Source organism: Streptomyces sp. NBC_01351, from assembly GCF_036237315.1.
Lineage (GTDB): Bacteria > Actinomycetota > Actinomycetes > Streptomycetales > Streptomycetaceae > Streptomyces.
In genome coordinates, this window is record NZ_CP108356.1 from 3,341,115 (window position 1) to 3,362,979 (window position 21,865).

Sequence of the window (21,865 nt, forward strand, 5' to 3'; positions counted from 1 at the left end):
TGGGTCATCGTGATGCTCGCTTGAGCCACTGACTTCCCAGAGCGCCCCGGTCCGACAGGACCGGGGCGCTCTTGCGTTTCTCGGACCTGCCGGCCCCGGAGCCCCGACCCCGGACTCCGGACCCACCTCACAGGAGAGAAGACCATGACCACGATCACCACCACCCCCGAGCAGCTGATCGCCGACTCCCGTACCCGTATCGACGCCATCGACGACCGGATCATCGGACTGATCCAGGAGCGGATGGCCGTCTCGACGGTGATCCAGGAGGCGCGCATCGAGTCCGGCGGGCGGCGGGTGCACCTGTCACGCGAGATGGAGGTGCTCTCGCATTGGAGCGATGCGCTCGGGAAGCCCGGTACCGGCCTCGCCATGACGCTGCTGGAGCTGTGCCGGGGTCGCGTGTGACGCCTGTTCGTCACTCGTCCGGACCGTGACGGCGCCCGGGGGACCTCGTTGGTGAGGTTGTCCGTGCCAGCCAGGTGCGGGACCGCACCACCACGCGTGGCTCCGCTGGAGCGATGAGACGGGCGCCCTGTGGAGCGCACGTCGTGGGACCTCGCTCCTTCGCGTGACCGGACGGCAGGGGACAGCAGCCCGGTCACCCCGGAAAAGACGGCCGGCCCGGGGGACGCCCCGGACCGGCCGTTCTCGTCATCGGCTCTCGGCCGTCTTGCCGCCGCCGGATCGCCGGATCGCCTACGAGGTCACGCGCCCGCGGCGGCCCTGCGGCGGCGGAACACCAGGAACAGCACACCACCGGCGGCGACGAGTGCGGCGCCGCCGATCGCGATCGGGCCCGCGGTGCTGCCGGTGGAGGCCAGGCCACCGTTCGGGGTGCCGTTGTTGCCCGCGGCCGGCGCGGTGGCCGAGGTGCCCGGGGCCGGGGTGCCCGTGCCGGTGCCCGTGGAGGTCGACGGGGCCGGGGTCGGGGTCGGGGTCGGCGCGGGGACGACGTCCTTCCCGTTGATCACGACGGAGGCCTTGTCGTTCGCGTGGTTCGGGTCCCACTTCTGCGGGTTCGTGCCGCGCGCGCCCTCGGCCAGCTTGCCGACCGTGACCGAGCCGGTGGCCTCCGCCACCACTTCCTCGATCTCCAGGTCGAAGGGGTAGGTGACCTTCTCCTGCTCCCTGATGAGCTTCGGCATCAGGCAGAAGTAGCGCGGCGCGCCCAGATGCCCGTCGCGGCGCGAGCCGTCCGCCGCGGCGCCGCGGCATTCCTCCGACGCCTTGGTGACCTTCACACCGGCCGGGATCACGATGTCCGCCCACGTGGCTTCCGAGTCGAGGCGGATGTTCGCGACCCATGCCGGGCCGTCGTTGCGCAGGCCGAGCTCGGCCGTGACCGTCTCGCCCGCCTTGCCCTTGAGGGAGGCGCCGACCGCCACGAAGTCGGCGGTGTTCTTCACGAGCACGTCGACCACGTGGCGGTTGTTCCACACGTCAAGGTCGGCCGACCGCGGCGCGGCCTTGGCCTCGCGCTTCCCGACCGTCAGCGTCTTGCCCGTGGCGGGCGTGGTGGCCTTCTGCGCGGGCTTGGGCTCGTCGCCGGCCGCGTGCACGGCGTAGGTCAGCCCGTCGACGAAGCCGTGCGGGGCGGCCTTGAGCGTCAGCGCTCCGGTGATCTCGTAGATCCCACCCGGCTCGAACTCGCCGTCGAGGGTGCAGAGCACCTTGCTCGGGCTCAGGTTCCAGGGCCATTCGGGGGTGCCGCCCTCGCTGTAGCGGCAGTTGTCGTACTTCTCCACGAAGCCGATGCCGTGCGTGGTGTTCAGCTCCAGCACCACGCCCCGGGAGGGGTCGGTGCCCGCATTGGAGAAGACGATCGGAAGCGGCTGTGTGGCACCGGGCTTCATGTTCTTGTTGAGCGGGGCCTTCTGCACCACCACGTCGGGGCCGCCGACCCTGATCTTGGTGGTGGCGGCCTTGAAGGTGGCGCCCTCGGCCTTGCCGGTCATCGTCACATCGGCGGTCGCGCCGACCTTGCTGCCCTTGGCGGCGCTGAACCCCAGCTGGACGAACGACGACACTCCCGGCTGGAACCTGCGCGTCTTGCACGTCAGGCTGGTCGCGGTGAGCGTGCAGTAGTCACCCCCGCCGTCCTCGAAGGCGACGTCGGCGACACCCTTGAGCGGGCTCAGGTCGAGCGAGAAGGTGCTCTCCGAGTCGAAGTGCTGCCCGGTCTCATTGTTGATCATGAAGAGCACCCGGGTCTTCTCGCCCTCTCCGCTCCCCGGGTGGGGGTGCAGCCCGACCTGGGCCGGGCCGACGAGGGTGAACACGGGGTCCGCCGCGTTCGCGGGAGCGGCGGCCAGACCCACGGCCATCAGGCCGGCCGCCACCAACAGGGAGATGCGCTTTCTCATGCACCCCTTGACCCCCGGAGCAAGGCTCCGGTTGCGCGTTTGACCACGTGACGGACGCCACAGTCCGGCAGGTCGGGTTCCGGTACAACCTTCGGGCCTGACCACCTGTCACTCATGTATCGCGTCGGCACCGCGCTCGGAGGGGGAGTGCGGTGCCGACCGCGCATCGTCCGGGTGCCCCGGTCGGGGCGGCGGTGTCAGTCCCCGCGCTTCGGCGGGACCTCCGGGATCCCCAGGAACGGCAGCCGCAGCGCCCCGAAGGCCTCCTTCGGGACCGCCGGGCGGGCCGGCTCCACCGCTGCGAGGCGTACGTAGGCCGCGCCCTGTTCGGGGCGCGGGTCCCGCTCGCCGTTGTTCGGCCAGTACGACATCGCCCGCTCCGCCTGCGCCGTGATCGTCAGCGAGGGGTTGACCCCGAGGTTCGCGGAGACGGCCGCGCCGTCCACCACCGAGATGCCCGGGTGCCCGTAGAGCCGGTGGTACGGGTCCACCACGCCCTCCTCCGGCGAGGCGCCGATCGGGCAGCCGCCCAGGAAGTGCGCGGTCAGCGGGGTCCCCATCAGCTCGCCGACATTGCTGCCGGCGAAGCCGTTGATCTCCTCGGCGAGCAGGGTCGCGGCCTGCGTGGCCTCCGCGATCTGCACCGGGTTCGGGGCGCCGTGGCCCTGGCGGGCGGTGAGCAGGCCCTTCCCTATGCCGCCGGGCTTGCGGTAGGTGGTCAGGGAGTTGTCCAGCGACTGCATGACCAGGCCGATGATGGTCCGCTCCGACCAGCGCCGGTTGGAGAGCGAACGCAGCAGCTGCACGGGGTGCCTGGCGGTACGGGCGAACCAGGAGCGGACCCGGTGCGGGCCGTAGGGGACCTGGAGGACGGTCATGAACCCCATGGCGTTGGAGCCCTTGCCGTAGCGGACGGGCTCGATGTGCGTGTCGGCGTTGGGGTGCACGGAGGAGGTGATGGCCACGCCCCGGGTGAAGTCGGCGCGCGTGTCCTTCCCGTGCCGCCTGCGGTATCGGCGGTCGTCGGTCTGCGCGCCGACCAGGCCCTCCGAGTTGGTGCGGGTCAGGTCGCCGAGGCGCTTCGAGAGGTGCGGGAGCTCGCCTCGGTCCTTCATCGTGTGCAGCAGGGTCTGCGTGCCGTAGGTGCCCGCCGCGACGACCACGTAGCGGGCGCGCAGCACCTTCACCCGGTCCTTGGCGTGCCTGCGGCGCTGGTCGGTGGGGACGGTGCGGACGCGGTAGCCGCCGCCGGGGTGGTCGGAGAGCGCGGTGACCGTGGTCATCGGGTGGATGACGGCGCCGGCGCGCTCGGCGAGGTGCAGGTAGTTCTCGTTCAGGGTGTTCTTCGCGCCGTGCCGGCAGCCGGTCATGCACTCGCCGCATTCGGTGCAGGCCTTGCGGGCGGGGCCGGCGCCGCCGAAGTAGGGGTCGGCGACCTCGTCCCCGGGGCGGACCTTCGGCTGCCCCGCGCCCCTTTCACCATCCTCCCCGTCTCCGAAGAAGACGCCGACCGGGGCCATGTGGAAGGAGTCGGCGACGCCCATCTTCTCGGCGGCCGCCTTGAGGTGGACGTCGGAGGGGGTCATCGTCGGGTTGAGCCGCACGCCCAGCATCCGCTTGGCCTGGTCGTAATAGGGACTGAGTTCCTCGTGCCAGTCGGTGATGGAGGCCCACTGGCGGTCCTCGAAGAAGGCCGTGGGCGGCACGTAGAGCGTGTTGGCGTAGTTGAGCGAGCCGCCGCCCACGCCGGCGCCCGCGAGCACCATCACGTTGCCGAGCAGGTGGATGCGCTGGATCCCGTACAGGCCGAGGGCCGGGGCCCACAGGTAGTTGCGCAGGTCCCAGCTGTTCTTCGGCAGGCTCTCGCGGGTGAAGCGGCGTCCTGCCTCCAGGACGCCGACGCGGTACCCCTTCTCGGTGAGGCGCAGTGCCGAGACCGACCCCCCGAAGCCCGATCCGATGACGATGACGTCGTAGTCGTACGACTCAGACTCAGACACGGTGCTGCCCCTTTAGCGGAGTCGGAGGGCCTTCATGACCTTGAGGCTGCGGGTCATGAACGCCGCGTACTTCTCGTCGTCCATGCCCAGCGAGGGCGCCATCGGCAGCAGTCGCTGGTGGGCGACGGTCTGGGCCTCGGTGTACTTGAGGATGCCCTCGGAGCCGTGGCGGCGGCCGAGGCCGGAGTCCTTCATTCCGCCCATGGGCGCCTGCGCGCTGCCGTAGGCGGGGGCGTAGCCCTCGTTGATGTTGACGGTGCCGGTGCGCAGGCGGGCGGCGACGGCGTGGCCGCGGCGGGAGTCCTTGGTCCAGACGCTGGAGTTGAGGCCGTAGGCGGTGGCGTTGGCCTCCGCGATGGCCGCGTCCTCGTCGGTGAAGCGGTAGATCGAGACGACCGGGCCGAAGGTCTCCTCGCCGCAGACCGCCATGGGCGCCTCGACGCCGTCGAGGATGGTGGGCTCGTAGAAGAGCGGGCCGATGTCGGGGCGGGCGGTGCCGCCGGCGACGAGGGTGGCGCCCTTGGCGACGGCCTCGTCCACGTGCCGCTGTACGGTCTCCAGCTGGCGCTCGCCGACCAGGGAGCCCATGTCGGCGCCGTACGCGAGGGAGGCGCCCAGCCGCATGGCCTTCGTACGGGCGGCGAACCGTTCGACGAAGGCGTCGGCGATCGAGGCGTGGACGTAGAGCCGCTCGATGGAGATGCACAGCTGGCCGGCGGAGGAGAAGCAGGCGCGGACGGCGCCCGCGGCGGCCTTCTCGATGTCGGCGTCGTGCAGGACAAGCATGGCGTTCTTGCCGCCGAGTTCGAGGGAGACCCCGACGAGGCGGTCGGCCGCGCCCCGGGCGACCTCGCGGCCGGTACGGGTGGAGCCCGTGAAGGAGACGTAGTCGGCGTGCCTGACCACCTCGGGGCCGACGACGGGCCCCTCGCCGAGGACGATCTGGAAGACCTCGGGCGGCAGCCCGGCCTCGATCAGCAGGTCACGGGCCCACAGGGCGGTCAGCGCGGTCTCGGTGTCGGGCTTCATGACGAGCGCGTTGCCGGAGACGAAGGCGGGCAGCGCGTCGCCGACCGACAGTTCGAGGGGGTAGTTCCAGGGGGCGATCTGACCGACGACCCCGCGCGGCTGGCGCAGCTCGGTGACCTTGGTGAGGGTGGGCATGGCGCCCGTGTGGCCCTTGGGGCGCAGGTACGAGGGGGCCTTGCGGCCGTAGTGGCGGGCGGCGACGGCGACCGCCTGGACCTCCTCGTGGGCGTGCAGACGGGCCTTGCCTGTCTCCAGCTGGATGAGGTCCAGGACCTCGGCCTGCCGGGCGAGGACCAGGTCGTGGAAGCGCAGCAGCACCGCGGCCCGCTTGCGCACGGGGACCGCGGCCCAGGCGGGCTGGGCGGCACGCGCCCGCTCGAAGGCCGTGGCCACGTCCTCGGGGGTGGCCTCGGGGAGCTCCGCCAGCCGGTCCCCGGTGAAGGGGGTGTGATTGGCGGTGCGGCCGGAGCCGATCACTCCGCGGGTCAGCCGGGCGACCAGGTCGGGGGTGACCACGTCGGCGGCGGTCCGGGCGCCGGCCGGGGCGGGGGCTACCGGGTTGGTGGGCTGCGGGGCGGTGCGGAGGGGGGCGGCGGGGGCCTGCGAGTCCGTCATGGCGGTGAGCGTATTGCGCCTGCGGGCCTTTGGGTACCCGTGGGTAACCGGATTTTGCCATTTCCGCCAGTGATTGCTGGCGGATTCGGCGCGGGATGACGGAATCGGCCTGGAAGCGGGATGACGGAATCAGCCGGAAAGGATCAGGACGCCCCGCCGGGCGGCGCCCAGCCGCTGAGCACGATGTCGAACTGCTGCCGGGTCGTGCTCCAGTCCGCGACGGGACTCGACATGAAGATCGCGTACTCGGTGTTGTCCGGCGCGATGTACATCTGCTCGATCGCCCGGCGCGGGCCGGGGTGGTTCGCCTTCTCCGTCCAGGTGAAGTCCCAGAGCGCGCCGCGGGTCGTGCCACGGAAGGTGTTCTGGTACAGCCACTGCTTCTCGTAGTCCGTCCGCTTCCGCACCTGCTTCTCCAGGTCGAGCAGGTGCGCGTACGGGTCCTGGTAGTCCGGGGTGGGGTCGGCGGCGATCCGGATCAAGTGCTTCCCGTTGTCCGGGGTGTAGTCGATCTGGTCGCCGTTCTCCTGGCGCGTCCAGCCTTCCGGGACGAACAGGGTGAAGCCGGTGCGGTCGGTGACCTTGGTCCAGCCGGGCGGGACATCGACGCTCCGCTGCGACTTCGAGTCCTCGGGCGACTTCTGCCCGTCGGGGGCGCTCGCGCTCCTGTCCGAGCCGCCGTCCTTCCGGGAGTCGCCGGTGTACTTGAGCACCCCGAAGACGCCTCCGCCGCCGAGCAGCGCCGCCACCAGGGCGATGGCCGCGGCGCGCCTGATCCAGCCGCTCGCCGAGCCGTCGGGAGCGGGGGCGGGGGCCGCCTGTTCCGCCATCGCGGCCGTCTGCGCCGCCTCCGCGGGTGCGGCCGGCTCTTCGGCCCGGTCCTGGGCCGGGGCGAGCTCCTCCGCGGTCACCGCGCGCGTGGGTACGTACGCCTGCGCCGCCTTCGGCTCCCGGCCCTCCATCGCCTCCAGCAGCATCCGCTCGGCCTGCACGGCCGAGGGCCGGTCCGCCGGATCCTTCCGCAGCAGGGCCGTGATGACCGGTCCGAGGGCCCCGGCCTGGCGCAGCGCGGGCGGCTCGTCGTTGACCACGGCCTGGAGGCTGGAGATGGGCGACGTACGGCGGAACGGCGAACGTGCCTCGACCGCCGTGTAGAGGGTGGCGCCGAGCGACCACAGGTCGGAGGCCGTGCCGGGGGTCCCGCCGGTGACCCGCTCGGGGGCCAGGTAGTCGATGGAGCCGACGATCTCGCCGGTGCGCGTGATGGAGGAGTCGCCCTCGATCGCGGCGATCCCGAAGTCCGTGAGCAGCACCCGGCCGTCCTTGGCCAGCAGCACGTTGCCCGGCTTCACGTCCCGGTGCAGTACGCCGACCGCGTGCGCGGCGCGCAGCGCGCCCAGCACGTGCAGGCCGATCCGGGCCGCCTCGCGGGGCTCGATCCGGCCGGCCGCCTTGGCCGCGTCAGCGAGGGAGGGGCCGTCGATGTACTCCATGACGATCCACGGCCGGTCGTCGTGCTCCAGTACGTCGTGGACGGTGACGACCGCCGGATGCTGGATCCGGGCCGCAGCCCGGGCCTCCTTCTGCGTCCGGGCGTGCATGACGTCCCGGTCGGCCTGGGCGACGTACAGACCCGCTGTCAGTTCCTTGACGGCGACGGTCCTGTGGAGCAGCTCGTCATGCGCGCGCCACACCTTGCCCATGCCGCCCCGGCCGATCGGCTCGACGAGCCGGTACCGGCCCGCCAGCACGGCGCCCCCACCTGTCTGCTGTTCCACGAAACCCCGCCGCTCTCCACACTTCAGGCCGCCAGATTACGGAGCCCACGGGCGCTGCCGGAACCGCGCGGGGCCCGAATGGCAGCACTGTGACGCAATCGCCGTACTGATCCATCGTCAGCACGGTCTCACCCACCGGACTTGTAACTCGCCGTGGCCTTCTCGAAGACCTCGGTGACCTTGCCCTGTTCGTCCTCCGGTCCCGTGACCATGACGACGTGGTAGCTGCCCGCGAGGGCGACGACGAAGTTGCGGGCGAAGACGTTCCGGCCCGTGCCGTCGATCCACGTGTAGCGGCCGGTGGCACGGAGCTGCTGGCCGACCTTGGTGGTCTTCACGTCGCCGACGGAGGACCAGGTGGAGGTGCGGTACGGGGTCAGCTCCTGCTCCTTGTCCTTCTGGTACGCCGCCGGGTCGGGATTGCCCTCGACCTTGTCCCGGCCGGGGACGACGGTCAGCACGAACTGCCCGCTGACGTACCGCACCTGGCCGGCCTCGTTCACGCTCCGGCGCTCCCAGCCCTCGGGGACGGCGATCTCGAAGTGCTCGGGGTCCTGCTGGACGGTGTAGCCGGGCGGGGCCGTCGCCTGCGGGGCGGGCGTGGTCGCGGTCGTCTGGGGCGCGGGCTTGGACTCGGGGGTCCCGGTGGGCACCTGGGAGGGACCCTGGCTCTTGCTCTCCTTCGGGGATGTCGGCGCGGTGCCGGGCTGCCCCTGCGAACCGGTTTCGTCCGCCCGGGGCATGAACAGCACCGCGTAGGCCACGGCCCCGGCGAGCAGCACGAGGATGCCGAGGAGCAGGGTCCGGCCGAGGGAGCGGGGCGTGCGGGCCTTGCGGGGGGCGGCGGGGTTGCGGTGCCGACCGTGCAGTTCGCCGCGGCGCCGTACGACGGGCAGGCGCGCCGGATCCGGCTCCGCCATCGGGAGCATGGCGAATCCGGCGTCCGGCTCGGGAGCGGACCGTACGAGCGAGCGCAGCCAGCCGCGCAGCTCCTCGAAGTCGGGGCGCTCGGTGGGGTCCTGGCGCAGCAGGGACTCCACGATCGGACGCAGCGCGCCGCACTCCTCCGCGAAGGCGGGGGGCTCGGCGCAGACCAGCTCGACGAGCTCGGCCGCGCTGTCCTCCGGGTACGGGGCGTGCCCCTGCACGGCGCGGAACAGCAGCGCGCCGAGTGCCCAGAGGTCGGTGGCGGGCCCGACGGGAGCCGCCAGCTGCCAGGGGCCGGACACGCTGCGGGCCTGCTCGGGAGCCCACCGCTCGGTGACGGCCCCGACGACGGCCATCCGCGTCTGCCGCGCCCGTTCGGCGTCCAACCCGCTCCGGGGCCCACCCCAGGCACCACCGCCGTACGACTGCGACAGCGGCTGGTTCTGCGACTGCGGCTGGTTCTGCCCCAGCGGTTCGGCCTGCGGCCGGCCGTACCCGTACCCACCCGCACCGGCCTGCGCCCCGGACACCCCGCTGCCACTGCCACTGCCGTCGCTGCCACGGGACCGCGCCCCGCCGTACCCAGCACCGCCCGCACCGGACGCCTGCGCCACGGGTGCCCCACTGCCACTGCCACTGCCGCCCCCGGCCCGCGCCCCGCCGTACCCGGCACCGCCCGGACCGGACGCCTGCGGCGCGCCGGGGTACACCCGGCCGCCCTCCCCCTCGGCGGGTCCGTTCCCCTGCGGCTGCACCGAGCCGGGGACTTCGGCCTGCCGGTACCCCTGCGGCAGGGCAAGCCGCGCGGGCAACCCGCCCCGAGCCGGATCGGCCTGCTGCCACCCGGACTGCTCCGCCGACGCCCCGCCAAGCTGCGCGGGCAGCCCGGACCCCGCCGGATCGACCTGTGCCGGATCGGCCTGCGCCCACCCAGCCTGCTCCAGCTGCGGCCCCGGCCGCGCCGGATCGGCCTGCGCCCACTCGGAATGCTCCGCCTGCGGCCAAGCCTGCGCGCCCTGCCCGGCCCCGGACTGCGGCCCCGGCCGCGCCGGGTCGGACTGCGCCCACTCGGACTGCCGCGCCTGCGGGCCCGGCTGCGCGGGCAGCCCCGAGCGTGCCGGGTCGGCCGCCGGTGCCGGGGCGGGTTGTGGTTCGGGCTGCGGTGTTCCGGCCGGGGGGAGGGCCTGGCGGCGGGGCGTGGCGCCGTGCCAGGGCGCGGCGGTCTGCGGGCCGCCGTACGGGTACGAGTACCCCTGCGGGAGGTTCGACCCCTCGGGCCTCGGCTCCGGCTGCGACGCGTTACCGGAGCCCTCGGCCTCCACCTGCGCCCTGCGCTGCTCGGTGACCCGGGCGGCGGCCGCCCGCGATCCGGCCCGGTACGCGGCGATGGCCCCGGCCCGCGCCGCGGCCTCGAGGTCGGGCCGCTCTTCCGAACGCCCCGGGGTGATGTGATCGGAGTACCGCGGCCCGGTGTCGTACCCGGGAGCCACCAGAGGTGCGTACCGCGCCTGCGCAGCGGAGGCCTCTGCACCGGGGCTCACCCCGGGCCCAACTCCGTACCCCTGACCCACCGCACCGCCGCCGGAGGTACCGCCAGGGGCGCTGCCCCACGCGTCACCACGCTGCTCCACGGCACCCGCACCACCGCCCGGGGCAACCGGCCCGGGTCCCAGGCCCGCCACGCCGGAGCCACCGGGCCCTGGTTCACCGCCGAAGGCCCCGGCCGGGGACGCCTCGCCCCACGCACCCCCGCCGGAGACACCCGCACCCGGTTCACCGCCGGCGGCCCCGGCATCGGCCGGTACGGGGTCGTACCCGCACAGCGCCTCCTCCGCCGCGCCCGCGGCCAGGCCCGTCAGGACCACGCGGCCGTCGTCGCACACCAGGACCGTCCGGACGGTGATGTTCCGGTGCGTCCACCCGTGCGCGTGCAGCACCCGCAGCGCGGTCAGTACGTCCGACGCCACCTCCGCCGCCCGGTACGGGCTCAGCGGTTCATCGGCGATCAGCGCGGCCAGCGGCCTGGCCGGGACCAGTTCGCTCACTATCCACAGCGACCCGTCCTCCGCGAACACGTCGAAGACCTGGTCCAGCCGGGGATGGTCCGGAATCGCGGCGGCCGCCTGCGCCGCCGCGATCGCGCGCCGCACCGCCGGCAGGTCCCCCGCCGGGACGCTCTCCGGCGCGGGCCCGTCCATCAGCTCGGCGTCCACGACCTCCGGCAACGGCACCTGCCGTACGAGGACTTCCTGCCCGCTGCGCGTGTCAAAGGCGCGGGTCTCGACGAGTTCGTACTCGGCGTAGTCCGGCGGCGGCAGCGGCAGGCGGTACCGGTGGGCCAGGATCCGGCCCGCGTACTCCTCCACATCGCCTCCCCCGAGTGCGCCGGGTCCCCCGTGGCCCCGCTGACACGATACGTCGCCGGGGCCGCCCGCGTCCCGGGGTCAGCCGAGCGGCTGGAACGTCTCGAACGCCGTGTTGCGCATCTGCGTGCACTCCGGGCCGTCCCACTGGTCGGCCGCGCAGCTGATCATGATGGCGTAGCCGTGCGTCGCGTCCAGCTTGAACCCGCGGTTGAGCACACGGACCTTGATCCCGTCCTGCTCCCGCTCGAACTCCCAGTCCGCGACGGTCGGGTAGTTCCGGTAGGCGACCGTGCCGATCGAGATCAGGTTGTAGCCCCTGCTGCTGCCTGCCACGCTCGGGGCCAGCTCCATCCAGGCCTTGCGCGCGTCGTCGCCGGGGCTGTTGTTGTAGTCGACCTGGATCCGCGGGAAGCCGCCGTCACGGCTGTATATGCCGCCGGACTTCTTGCCCGCTATGCCCGTCAGGTGGAAGCCCTCGGGCATGGCCATGGAGAAGTGGAAGCCCGGGTCCGACAGCATGGCGTAGCCCGCCGGGAGTCCGCTGCCCGAGCCGCCGGGCGCGGCGCCCTGCCCCTGGCTGGTGGTGCCGGGATCGCCGGCCTTCGGGGAGGCGGGCGCCGAGTTCTGGGGCGTGCTCGGCGAGGCGTTCTGCGGGGTGTTGTTCCCGTTCCCGTTCCCGCCCGCACCCGGAGTCGGGCTGGCGGACACGGCCGGGGTGGCCTTGCCGCCGTTCTTGCCCTGCTGCTTGGAGTCCTTGTCGTCGCCGCCGACCGCATAGGCGATCAGCGAACCGATCGCCGCCAGCACCACCAGCACGGCGGCCGCCGCCAGCAGCATCGTGCGGCGCGGCAGCACGTCGGTGAGCGGAGCGGCCACGGGCGCGGGCTTGGTCGAGGCCGGCGGTTCGGCCGCCGAGGCGGTCGCCACGGCCGCGGCCGCGGCGGTCGCCGCCGCTTCCTTGCGGGCCGACTTCAGAGCGGCACGGGCGCGTTCGCGCTGCTCGCGCTCCCGCCGCTCGCGCTCCTTCTTCGCCGCCTTCTCGGCCGCCTTCTCCGCCTTCTCGGCGGCGGCCTTGTCCGCGGCCTCCTTGGCGTCGGCCAGCGATATCTGCCGGGTCTCCTCCGCGTTCGGGGGCACGACCGGCGGCGCCACGGGCTCGGGCGCGTTCACGACGGCGGTGAGCATGGCCCGCGCGCGGTCGTCGTCGAGGCGCCGCGCGGGGTCCTTGGCCAGCAGGCCGTAGATGACCTCGGCCAACGGGCCCGCGTTCTTGGGCGGGTCCACCGGCTCGGTCATCACGGCCGTGAGGGTGGCGAGCGCGGAGCCCTTGTCGTACGGGGGCACGCCCTCGACGGAGGCGTACAGCAGACCGCCGAGCGACCACATGTCGGCGGGCGGGCCTGGCTTCTGGCCGCGGGCACGCTCGGGGGAGATGTAGGAGGGGGCGCCGACGAGCATGCCGGTGGAGGTGACGGAGGGGTCGCCCTCCACCTGCGCGATGCCGAAGTCGGTCAGGACGACCCGGCCGCTGGCGGCGATGAGCACGTTGGACGGCTTGACGTCCCGGTGCAGGATCCCCTGCCCGTGGGCGGCGCGGAGCACGTCGAGCACCGCGAGGCCGACCTCGGCTGCGCGGCGGGGGGTCAGCGGGCCGTTCTCCCGTACGAACTCGGCGAGCGAGGGCCCTTCGATGAGCTCCATGACGATCCACGGCCGGCCGTCTTCGTCGACGACGTCGAAGACGGTGACGGCACCGCCGCTCCGGATCCGGGCAATGGCCTTGGCCTCGCGGAGGGTTCGGGTGATGAGCCGTCGCTTCTCGTCCTCATCAACGCCGGTGCTGAAGCGGAGTTCCTTGACGGCGACGGTCCGGCCCAGGGTCTCGTCCTGGGCCCGCCAGACGGTACCCATCCCGCCCTTGCCGAGCACGGCGCCGAGCCGGTACCGCCCGGCCAGCAGCCGCCCTTCGTCCTCCCCGGTCCCGGCCGCCTTGGCCGCCGCAGCCTTGACGGCCGCCGCCATGGCATCGGCCTTCTCGACAACGGGATTGACCGCAGCCGCCACCGGCTTCGCATCCTCGGGCACCGCCGCACGCCCGCCCGCAGACGCAGCCTTACCCAGGCTCGGCGCAGCCTTCACCCCGTCACCAGGCTTCGCATCCTCAGGCTCCGCAGCCCCGGCAGGCGCAGCACCCGGCCCAACCTCGACCTCCGTCGCCGGCGCGGCCTTGCTCAGACTCGGCGCAGCCACAGGCTTCGCGTCCTCAGGCTCCGCCGCAGGCCCGCCCGCAGACGCAGGCTTACCCAAACTCGGCGCAGCCACAGGCTTCGCGTCCTCAGGCTCCGCCGCACGTCCGGCCGCAGGCGCAGCCTTGCCCAGGCTCGGCGCAGTCGCAGCCTTCACCCCGTCACCAGGCTTCGCGTCCTGGGGCTCCGCAGCCCCGGGCTCAGCAACCGGCCCGGCCTCGGCCTTCGCCGCAGGCGTGGCCTTGCTCAGGCTCGGCGCAGCCACGGGCTTCACGTCCTCAGGTTCCGCCGCAGGCGCAGCCTCAGGCCCTGCGGCCCTGGGTTCCGTGCCCTCGGGAAGCCCAGCCGCAGCATCGGCCCTCACCTCGGGCGAGCTCCCACCCTCCGAGCCCGCCGCAGGCGACCCGGCAGGCGACCCGGTAGGCGACTTGGTGTGCTCCGGCTTCGACATGCGTCCCCTCTGCGTTCCTGCAGCCTGCCCCGACTGCCCCGGCAGCTGCCGGGGTCCGCGGTAACCCGCCCCGGCAGAAACCTCATTCTTCCTCACTCCGCAACGGACGGGCGCCCCGGGTCCGCGGTTCCCCCTTCCGCATCGCGGAGTTACAACGGAACGATGTCGGGCGCCCCGAGCCTCGCCGCGTCCGCCGTCTGGTCGTCCGGCTGGCGCTGCGACTCCCGCTCCGCCTGGACCCGCTTCTCGTAGTGCTCCACTTCCTTCTCGATCTGCTGCTCGTCCCACCCGAGCACCGGCGCCATCAACTCCGCGCACTCCCGCGCCGATCGCGTCCCCCGGTCGAAGGTCTCGATCGAGATCCGTGTCCGCCGCGTCAGTACGTCGTCCAGGTGCCGCGCCCCCTCGTGCGAGGCCGCGTACACGATCTCCGCCCGCAGGTAGTCCTCCGCCCCGCCCACCGGCTCCGCCAGCCCCGGGTCGGCGGCGATCAGGTCGAGCAGTTCCTCCGTCAGCGACCCGAACCGGTTCAACAGGTGCTCGACCCGCACCACATGGAGTCCCGCCCGGGCGGAGATCCGCGCCCGCGCGTTCCACAGCGCGTGGTACCCCTCCGCTCCCACCAGCGGCACGTCCTCCGTCACGCATTCCGCGACCCGCTGGTCCAGCCCGTGCACCGCCTCGTCGACTGCGTCCTTGGCCATGACCCGGTACGTCGTGTACTTGCCGCCCGCGACCACCACCAGCCCCGGCACCGGGTGCGCCACCGTGTGCTCGCGCGAGAGCTTGCTCGTCGCGTCCGACTCCCCGGCCAGCAGCGGCCGCAGCCCCGCGTACACGCCCTGGACGTCGTCACGCGTGAGCGGCACCGCCAGTACCGAGTTGACGTGTTCCAGCAGGTAGTCGATGTCCGCGCTCGACGCCGCCGGGTGCGCCTTGTCCAGGTCCCAGTCGGTGTCCGTGGTCCCGATGATCCAGTGGCGGCCCCACGGGATGACGAACAGCACCGACTTCTCGGTCCGCAGGATCAGACCGGTGCTGGAATGGATGCGGTCCTTCGGCACGACCAGGTGGATGCCCTTGGAGGCCCGTACGTGGAACTGCCCGCGCTCCCCGATCAGCGCCTGGGTGTCGTCCGTCCACACCCCCGTCGCGTTCACGATCTGCTTCGCGCGGATCTCGTACTCGCCCCCGCCCTCGACGTCCCGGACCCGCGCGCCGACCACCCGTTCGCCCTCGCGCAGAAAGCCGACCACTCTCGCCCGGTTCGCGCAGTGCGCCCCGTACGCCGCGGCCGTGCGCACCAGCGTGGCGACGTACCGCGCGTCGTCCATCTGGGCGTCGTAGTACTGCAGGGCGCCCACCAGCGCGTCCTTGCGCAGCGCCGGCGCCACCCGCAGGGCCCTCTTGCGCGAGAGGTGCCGGTGCAGGGGCAGGCCCCGACCGTGGCCGCTGGAGACGGACATGGCGTCATAGAGCGCGACGCCCGAGCCCGCGTAGAACCGCTCCCACCCCTTGTGCTGCAAGGGGTACAGGAAGGGCACGGGCTTCACCAGGTGCGGGGCGAGCCGCCCGAGCAGCAGGCCGCGCTCCTTCAGCGCTTCCCGCACGAGGGCGAAGTCGAGCATCTCCAGGTACCGCAGGCCACCGTGGATCAGCTTGCTGGATCTGCTGGAGGTGCCGGAGGCCCAGTCGCGCGCCTCCACCAGGCCGGTCGACAGGCCCCGGGTCACGGCGTCGAGCGCAGTGCCCGCGCCGACCACGCCCGCGCCCACGACCAGGACGTCCAGCTCCCGTTCGGCCATTTGAGCGAGGGCCTCGGCGCGCTGCGCCGGCCCCAGTGTCGCTGTCCTCACGGCTGCCTCCCGTTGGTGCGGGTGTTCCCCGCGTCGTGCGGGTGATCCCGCTCACGTCCCCGTTGTCACGATTCTGACCGGCCGCACCCACATCAGCCACCGCCTGTGGACAACACAACGGCGACCTTCACCCCAGAATGCAACATATCTGTCATATATACGCCTAGTCTGACATTGCGCCAGCTCCCTGCGTGGCCTTCCCGTCCACAGGGCTTGCGCGCGCATCCCCCTCGTGTCAGGGAAGGGACGGCACCCCCCATGCCCGCAGACCTCGCCGTCATCGGACTCGGCCATCTCGGCCTCCCCCTCGCCCAGGCGGCCGTCGCCGCCGGAATCGAGACGGTCGGCTACGACAGCGGTCCGGCCACGGACTCCACCCTCACCGCCGCAGAGATCCGCCGCATGTCGGCGGCGGGCTTCCGGGTCACCACCAACCCCGCCGAGCTCGGCCGGGTCCGCACCGCCGTCATCTGCGCCCCCACCCAGCTCGGCGCCGACCGCGCCCTCGACCTCTCCGCCGTGGGCGAGGCCGGCCGCGCGCTCGCCGCCCGGCTGCGCCCGCACACCACAGTGATCCTCGAATCGGCCGCCCACCCGGGCGTCACCGAGGGCTATCTGCGCCCGATCCTCGAAGAGGGCTCCGGACTACGCGCCGGCCGGGACTTCCACCTGGCCTACTCCCCCAGCCGGCTCGACCCCGGCAACCGCACCCACGGCATCTCCAACACCCCGAAGGTGATCGGCGGCCTCACCCCCGCCTGTACCGAGTCCGCGCACGCCTTCTACGCCCGCCTCACCGAGAAGGTGGTCCGCGCCCGCGGCCTGCGCGAGGCGGAAACCGTCCAGCTCCTCGAAACGAACTACCGGCACGTCAACATCGCCCTCATGAACGAGATGGCGGTGCTCTGCCACGACCTCGGCGTCGACCTGTGGGACGTCATCCGCTGCGCCGAGACCAAGCCGTACGGGTTCCAGGCGTTCCGCCCCGGCCCCGGCGTCGGCGGCCACGGCGTCCCCCTCGACCCCAACTACCTCCCCCACACCACCCGCACCCCCGGCCACCCCCTGCGCATGATCGGCCTGGCGCAGGAGATCAACAACCGGATGCCGCAGTACGTCATCCAGCGCTCCGCCACCCTGCTGAACGAGCACGGCAAGTCCGCGCGCGGCGCCCGCGTCCTCCTCCTGGGCGTCACCTACAAGCCCGACCTCGCCGACCAGGAGGGCTCCCCGGCCCGCGAGATCGCCAGCCGCCTCCTCGATCTCGGCGCGCTGATCAGCTACCACGACCCGTACATCGCGGGCTGGCGGGTGCGCGACCAGCCGGTCCCCCGGGCCGAATCGTTGTACGAGGCCGCCGCCAACGCCGACCTGACGATCCTGCTCCAGCACCACCGCACGTACGACCTGCAAGGACTCGCGGTGAAGGCCCAGTTGCTGCTGGACACCCGCGGCGCCAGCCCGGCGGGCGCAGCGCACCGGCTGTGACCCCGCGGGAAATTCCCCCTCACGGATGTCATGGGCGGCTGCTAGCCTGCGGCGTCACTTCCTTATCTCGCACATACGTCCCCCAGGACACGTGTGCCCACGATTCCCTGGGGGGGATCTCCATGAGCCAGAACTTCCAGCCTCCGGCGCCCGACTCCTTCACCGAGGCGCCCGCCGCCCCGGCCCCGGCCCGCACCGGCAACCTCGGCCTCGGCATCGTCGCCGCCGTCGTCGCGGCCCTGGTCTCGGCCGGTGCGTACGGCTACATCATGAACGCCATCGACCGCGAGATCGGCTACGCCGCGGCCGGGGTCGGCCTGCTCGTCGGCCTCGCCGCCGGCAAGATCGGCGGCCGCAACCCGATCCTGCCCGTGATCGCCGCCGTGCTCTCGCTCGGCGCCGTCTACCTCGGCCAGCTCACCTTCATCGCGCTCGCGCTCGCCGAGTTCGGCAACGTCGGCGTGGGCGAGGTCCTCAGCGAGGCCGGCGTCGGCGCGCTGAACGACATCTGGAAGGAGAGCGTGGACGCGATGTCCTTCCTCTTCCTCGCCATCGGCGGCTTCGTCGCCTTCGGTGCGGCCAAGAAGGTCTCCGACTAACGTTCGCGACCCCGCGACCGGCGGAGCAATTCCGCCCGCTTCACCCCAAAAAAGGGCGCTGAGCAGGCACGACGCGATCCGATGCGTCGCCAAACAGAGACCTCGATTCCCTGTTGCAACGCATCGGAGCGATCATATGATCCGCGCGTGTCTGCTCTTCCTCCTCCCGGTCGGCCCGTGTTCGAACCCGTCGACCGCATCCCCTCCCTCGCCACACTGCGCGAAGCCGTGCGCCGGAGGGACTGGGACGCCGTCCACATCGGTCTCGAATCCCTCTACTCCGAGGACGACCGGGCCCTGGCCGGCAGGGTCGTCGCCGAGACGGACGGAGCCGAAACCTTCCTTCAGGCTCAGGTCGACCGCAGGCCGCGCGATCCGCTGGCACGGACCCTCCTCGCCGACCGGCTGATCCAGATCGGCTGGGCCATCCGCTCCGGCCACCGGGCCGAGCACGTGTCACAGGACCAGTTCCGCGACTTCCACGCCTACTTGCGGCGCGCCGAGCTCCTGCTGATCGACGTCTGCGCCGAGTACCCCGAGTACGCCCTGGCCTGGTACCTGCGCGTCATCACCTCCCGCGGCCTCCAGCTGGGCCTGAGCGAGACGCGTCGCCGGTACGACCGGCTCACCGAGCACCACCCGCACCACTACAGCGGCCAGTCGCAGCTGCTCCAGCAGATCTGCCCCAAGTGGGGCGGCAGCTGGGAGGCCGCCCACGGCTTCGCCCGGCAGTGCGCGGCCGAGGCTCCGGAGGGCCGGCCCAACGGGGCGCTGGTCGCCGTGGCCCAGATGGAGCAGTACCTGGAGCTGTCGGAGAAGCAGAACAAGGCGAGCGCGGAAGCGTACTTGCGTGAACCGGACAACCACGCGCGGCTGCTCGACGCCGCGGCCAGGTCCGTCCTGCACCCCGCCTTCCGCGCCGAGGCCCACCAGGCCGTCGGCGCCCACAGCGCCTTCGCCGCCGCGCACTCCGCCGCCGGCCGGCACGCCGAGGCTGCTCCCCACTTCCGCGCCCTCGGCAACAACGCCAGCGAGTTCCCGTGGGGCTACCTGAGCAACAACCACGAGGCCGCGTTCGTGCGCCACCGCAAGACCGCACTGGCGAAGGGCTGAGCACCACATGGACATCGAGACCACCGGCCCGGACACCACCAGCCCGGACATCGCCGGCCCGGACATCGCCGGCCCGGACAGCCCCGGCGCGAGCGGCACCACCGACGCCGACGGCATCACCCACACCACCGTCAACGGCATCCGCACACTCCTCGCCCCGCGCTCCGGCCCCGTCACCGCGGGCCTGTTCTTCCGCGTCGGCCGCGCCGACGAGACCCTCGCCACCAGCGGGATCACCCACCTGGTCGAGCACCTCGCCCTGTACCGGCACGGCCTGAGCGACCTGCACTACAACGGAGCCACCGCCGCCACGTACACCCACTTCCACGTCACCGGCACCCCTGCCGACGTGGTCGAGTACCTCAACGGAGTCTGCGCCGCCCTGCGCGACCTGCCCACGGACCGGCTGGAGACCGAGAAGGAGATCCTGCGCACCGAGGCCGCCGGGCGCGGCCACGGGCCGGGCCACGGCATGGCCCTGTGGCGCTACGGCTCCCGCTCCTACGGCCTCACCGACTACGCCGAGGCCGGCCTGCACGGGATCAGCGCCGACGACGTCCGCAACTGGGCCGGGACCCGCTTCACCGCCGAGAACGCGGTCCTGTGGATCACCAGCGACGTCCTCCCCGAGGGCCTCGACCTCACCCTGCCCACCGGCGAGTGGCTCCCCACCCCCGAGGCGAGCTCCGCGCTGCCCACCACCCCCGCCTACTTCCGCGGGGACGAGGGCGGGATGGTCCTCACCTCGGTCCTGCCCCGCTCGACCAAGGCCGGGCTGCTGACCGAGATCCTGGGCAAGGAGTTGTTCCGCGCCCTGCGCCAGAAGGGCGGCTACTCCTACACGGCCGCCGCCGAGTACTGCCCGCGCGACACCGACCACGCGACCGTCATCGCGTACGCCGACGCGCTCCCCGAGAAGCAGGACGCGATGGTCGGCGCCTTCGTCGACGTCCTGGCGAAGCTCCGGGCCGGCGGCATCGAGCACGCCGACCTGGAAGCCGTACGAACTTCCGCGCTGGCCCAGTTCGACGTCCCCGAGCTCGCCGCGGGCAAGCTCCCGAACCAGGCCATGAACCTGCTGATGCGCCACCGCGACCTCACCGTCGCCGAGGCGCGGGCCGAGATCGAGGCGGTCACGGTCGCCGATCTCCACGAGGTCGCGCGCGAGCTGTGGGCGGGCGCCCTCGTGCAGGTGCCCGGCCGGGAGCTGGACTGGGCGGGGCTCACCTCGGCCCCCACCACCTCCACGGACACCGTCACCGGACGGCGCTACACCTCGCTGGAGGACCGGAAGGTCGCCCTGCTCGTGGGGGACGACGGCGTCAGCCTGGTCGGCCCGAACAACCAGGTCACCGTCCGGTACGCCGAGTGCTCCCTGATACACGCCTTCCCGGACGGCGCCCGCCACCTCGTCGGCCACGACGGCTTCAGCCTCACCCTGGAGCCGACCCTGTACGGCATCACCGGCGCCCAACTGGCCCCCGTGGACGTGGGTGTCCCGCCCGCCGCGGTGGTCCGCATGCCGCCCCGCGACCCCGCCCGCATCCCGCAGCCCCGCAAGGCCGCGGCAGCCGCGCCGCAGACCACCCGCAGCTCGGGGGTCACGTTCCTGCTGTGGCTGCTGGGTCTGATCTCCGGGTTCGTGACGGTCGTCTTCGCCCTGCTCGTGATCGGCGAGACCGATCCGGAGCTCACCCCCGCCGGGCCCGACTGGAACAGCGTGATCGGCTTCGGCGTCGTCTGCCTGATGCCGATCGTCCCCTGGCTCCTGCTGCTGCGCCACCGCCACAAGGGCAAGGGTTGAGACACGCCGAAGGGCCGGCACCCCACCCGGGTGCCGGCCCTTCGGCGTACGTACGGAAGAACGATCAGCGGCTGTGCTGCGAGTCCGCGACCGTGACCTCGACCCGCTGGAACTCCTTGAGCTCGCTGTAGCCGGTGGTGGCCATCGAGCGGCGCAGCGCGCCGAAGATGTTCATCGAGCCGTCCGGGGAGTGCGACGGGCCGGTGAGGATCTCCTCGGTGGTGCCGACCGTGCCGAGGTCGACCTTCTTGCCGCGCGGCACGTCCTCGTGGACGGCCTCCATGCCCCAGTGGTTTCCCTTGCCGGGCGCGTCGGTGGCACGGGCCAGCGGGGAGCCCATCATCACGGCGTCCGCGCCGCAGGCGACGGCCTTCGGGATGTCGCCCGACCAGCCCACGCCGCCGTCGGCGATGACGTGCACGTAGCGGCCGCCGGACTCGTCCATGTAGTCGCGGCGCGCCGCGGCCACGTCCGCGACGGCGGTGGCCATCGGGACCTGGATGCCGAGCACGTTGCGCGTGGTGTGCGCGGCGCCGCCGCCGAAGCCGACCAGCACGCCCGCCGCGCCGGTGCGCATCAGGTGCAGGGCAGCCGTGTAGGTGGCGCAGCCGCCCACGATGACGGGGACGTCGAGCTCGTAGATGAACTGCTTGAGGTTCAGCGGCTCGGCGGCGCCCGAGACGTGCTCGGCGGACACGGTGGTGCCGCGGATCACGAAGATGTCCACGCCGGCGTCGACGACGGCCTTGGAGAACTCGGCCGTGCGCTGCGGGGAGAGCGCGGCGGCGGTGACGACGCCAGAGTCGCGCACCTCCTTGATGCGCTGCCGGATCAGGTCCGCCTGGATCGGGGCGGAGTAGATCTCCTGGAGACGGCGGGTGGCGGTCTCCTCGTCGAGCTCCGCGATCTCGTCGAGCAGCGGCTGCGGGTCCTCGTACCGGGTCCACAGGCCTTCGAGGTTCAGCACGCCGAGGCCGCCGAGCTCGCCGATGCGGATCGCGGTCTGCGGGGAGACGACCGAGTCCATGGGGGCGGCCAGGAAGGGGAGCTCGAAGCGGTACGCGTCGATCTGCCAGGCGATCGAGACCTCCTTCGGGTCCCGGGTACGCCGGCTCGGGACGATGGCGATGTCGTCGAACGCGTACGCCCTGCGGCCGCGCTTGCCGCGCCCGATCTCGATCTCAGTCACGTGTGGTGGCCTTTCCTCTGGGTCTGCCCGTCCAGTAT

Annotated in this window: 13 protein-coding genes; 5 read left to right on the plus strand and 8 right to left on the minus strand. The window is 72.6% G+C overall.

All coding sequences use genetic code 11. The features are described 5' to 3' along the window. The first annotated feature begins 144 nt into the window (after positions 1 to 144). Positions 145 to 408 carry a chorismate mutase gene (locus OG625_RS15005; RefSeq protein ID WP_329380498.1) on the plus strand — a complete coding sequence of 88 codons (264 nt, stop codon included), beginning with the start codon at positions 145 to 147 and terminating at the stop codon, positions 406 to 408. A gap of 299 nt (positions 409 to 707) precedes the next feature. On the opposite strand, the gene OG625_RS15010 is transcribed toward OG625_RS15005, so the two are convergent. The 7 genes from OG625_RS15010 to OG625_RS15040 all read right to left on the minus strand — a co-directional run bounded on the left by OG625_RS15010 (position 708) and on the right by OG625_RS15040 (position 15,634). Further along, entirely contained in the window at positions 708 to 2,366 is a 1,659-nt protein-coding gene (locus tag OG625_RS15010) for an LPXTG cell wall anchor domain-containing protein (protein WP_329380501.1), read from the minus strand. 197 nt (positions 2,367 to 2,563) lie between these two features. Further along, positions 2,564 to 4,366, minus strand: a complete 1,803-nt coding sequence (locus tag OG625_RS15015; RefSeq protein WP_329380504.1) for a GMC family oxidoreductase — start codon at positions 4,364 to 4,366, stop codon at positions 2,564 to 2,566. 12 nt (positions 4,367 to 4,378) lie between these two features. Then, positions 4,379 to 6,010, minus strand: a complete 1,632-nt coding sequence (locus OG625_RS15020) for a succinic semialdehyde dehydrogenase (RefSeq protein WP_329380507.1) — start codon at positions 6,008 to 6,010, stop codon at positions 4,379 to 4,381. Between the two features lie 143 nt (positions 6,011 to 6,153). Beyond that, positions 6,154 to 7,788 (minus strand): serine/threonine-protein kinase, encoded by a 1,635-nt coding sequence (locus OG625_RS15025; protein WP_329380509.1) that lies wholly within the window; start codon positions 7,786 to 7,788, stop codon positions 6,154 to 6,156. Between the two features lie 128 nt (positions 7,789 to 7,916). Further along, positions 7,917 to 11,081 carry a serine/threonine protein kinase gene (locus OG625_RS15030; RefSeq protein ID WP_329380512.1) on the minus strand — a complete coding sequence of 1,055 codons (3,165 nt, stop codon included), beginning with the start codon at positions 11,079 to 11,081 and terminating at the stop codon, positions 7,917 to 7,919. A gap of 78 nt (positions 11,082 to 11,159) precedes the next feature. Then, positions 11,160 to 13,103, minus strand: a complete 1,944-nt coding sequence (locus tag OG625_RS15035) for a serine/threonine-protein kinase (protein ID WP_329390690.1) — start codon at positions 13,101 to 13,103, stop codon at positions 11,160 to 11,162. Between the two features lie 824 nt (positions 13,104 to 13,927). Further along, a complete protein-coding gene (locus OG625_RS15040; RefSeq protein WP_329380514.1) occupies positions 13,928 to 15,634 on the minus strand; it encodes a glycerol-3-phosphate dehydrogenase/oxidase in 1,707 nt (568 codons plus the stop codon). A gap of 258 nt (positions 15,635 to 15,892) precedes the next feature. Here OG625_RS15040 and OG625_RS15045 point away from each other — a divergent pair, with 258 nt between their 5' ends. The 4 genes from OG625_RS15045 to OG625_RS15060 all read left to right on the plus strand — a co-directional run bounded on the left by OG625_RS15045 (position 15,893) and on the right by OG625_RS15060 (position 20,638). After that, positions 15,893 to 17,122, plus strand: coding sequence for a nucleotide sugar dehydrogenase (locus OG625_RS15045; protein WP_329380517.1), 1,230 nt, complete (start codon positions 15,893 to 15,895; stop codon positions 17,120 to 17,122). 122 nt (positions 17,123 to 17,244) lie between these two features. Then, entirely contained in the window at positions 17,245 to 17,721 is a 477-nt protein-coding gene (locus tag OG625_RS15050; protein ID WP_329380520.1) for a hypothetical protein, read from the plus strand. Between the two features lie 147 nt (positions 17,722 to 17,868). Then, a complete protein-coding gene (locus tag OG625_RS15055; RefSeq protein WP_329380523.1) occupies positions 17,869 to 18,834 on the plus strand; it encodes a hypothetical protein in 966 nt (321 codons plus the stop codon). Between the two features lie 7 nt (positions 18,835 to 18,841). Then, the gene (locus tag OG625_RS15060) at positions 18,842 to 20,638 is read left to right on the plus strand and encodes a M16 family metallopeptidase (protein WP_329380525.1); all 1,797 of its coding nucleotides are present in this window, start codon (positions 18,842 to 18,844) and stop codon (positions 20,636 to 20,638) included. 64 nt (positions 20,639 to 20,702) lie between these two features. On the opposite strand, the gene OG625_RS15065 is transcribed toward OG625_RS15060, so the two are convergent. Next, positions 20,703 to 21,827, minus strand: a complete 1,125-nt coding sequence (locus tag OG625_RS15065; RefSeq protein ID WP_123079988.1) for a GuaB3 family IMP dehydrogenase-related protein — start codon at positions 21,825 to 21,827, stop codon at positions 20,703 to 20,705. Positions 21,828 to 21,865: the final 38 nt, after the last annotated feature.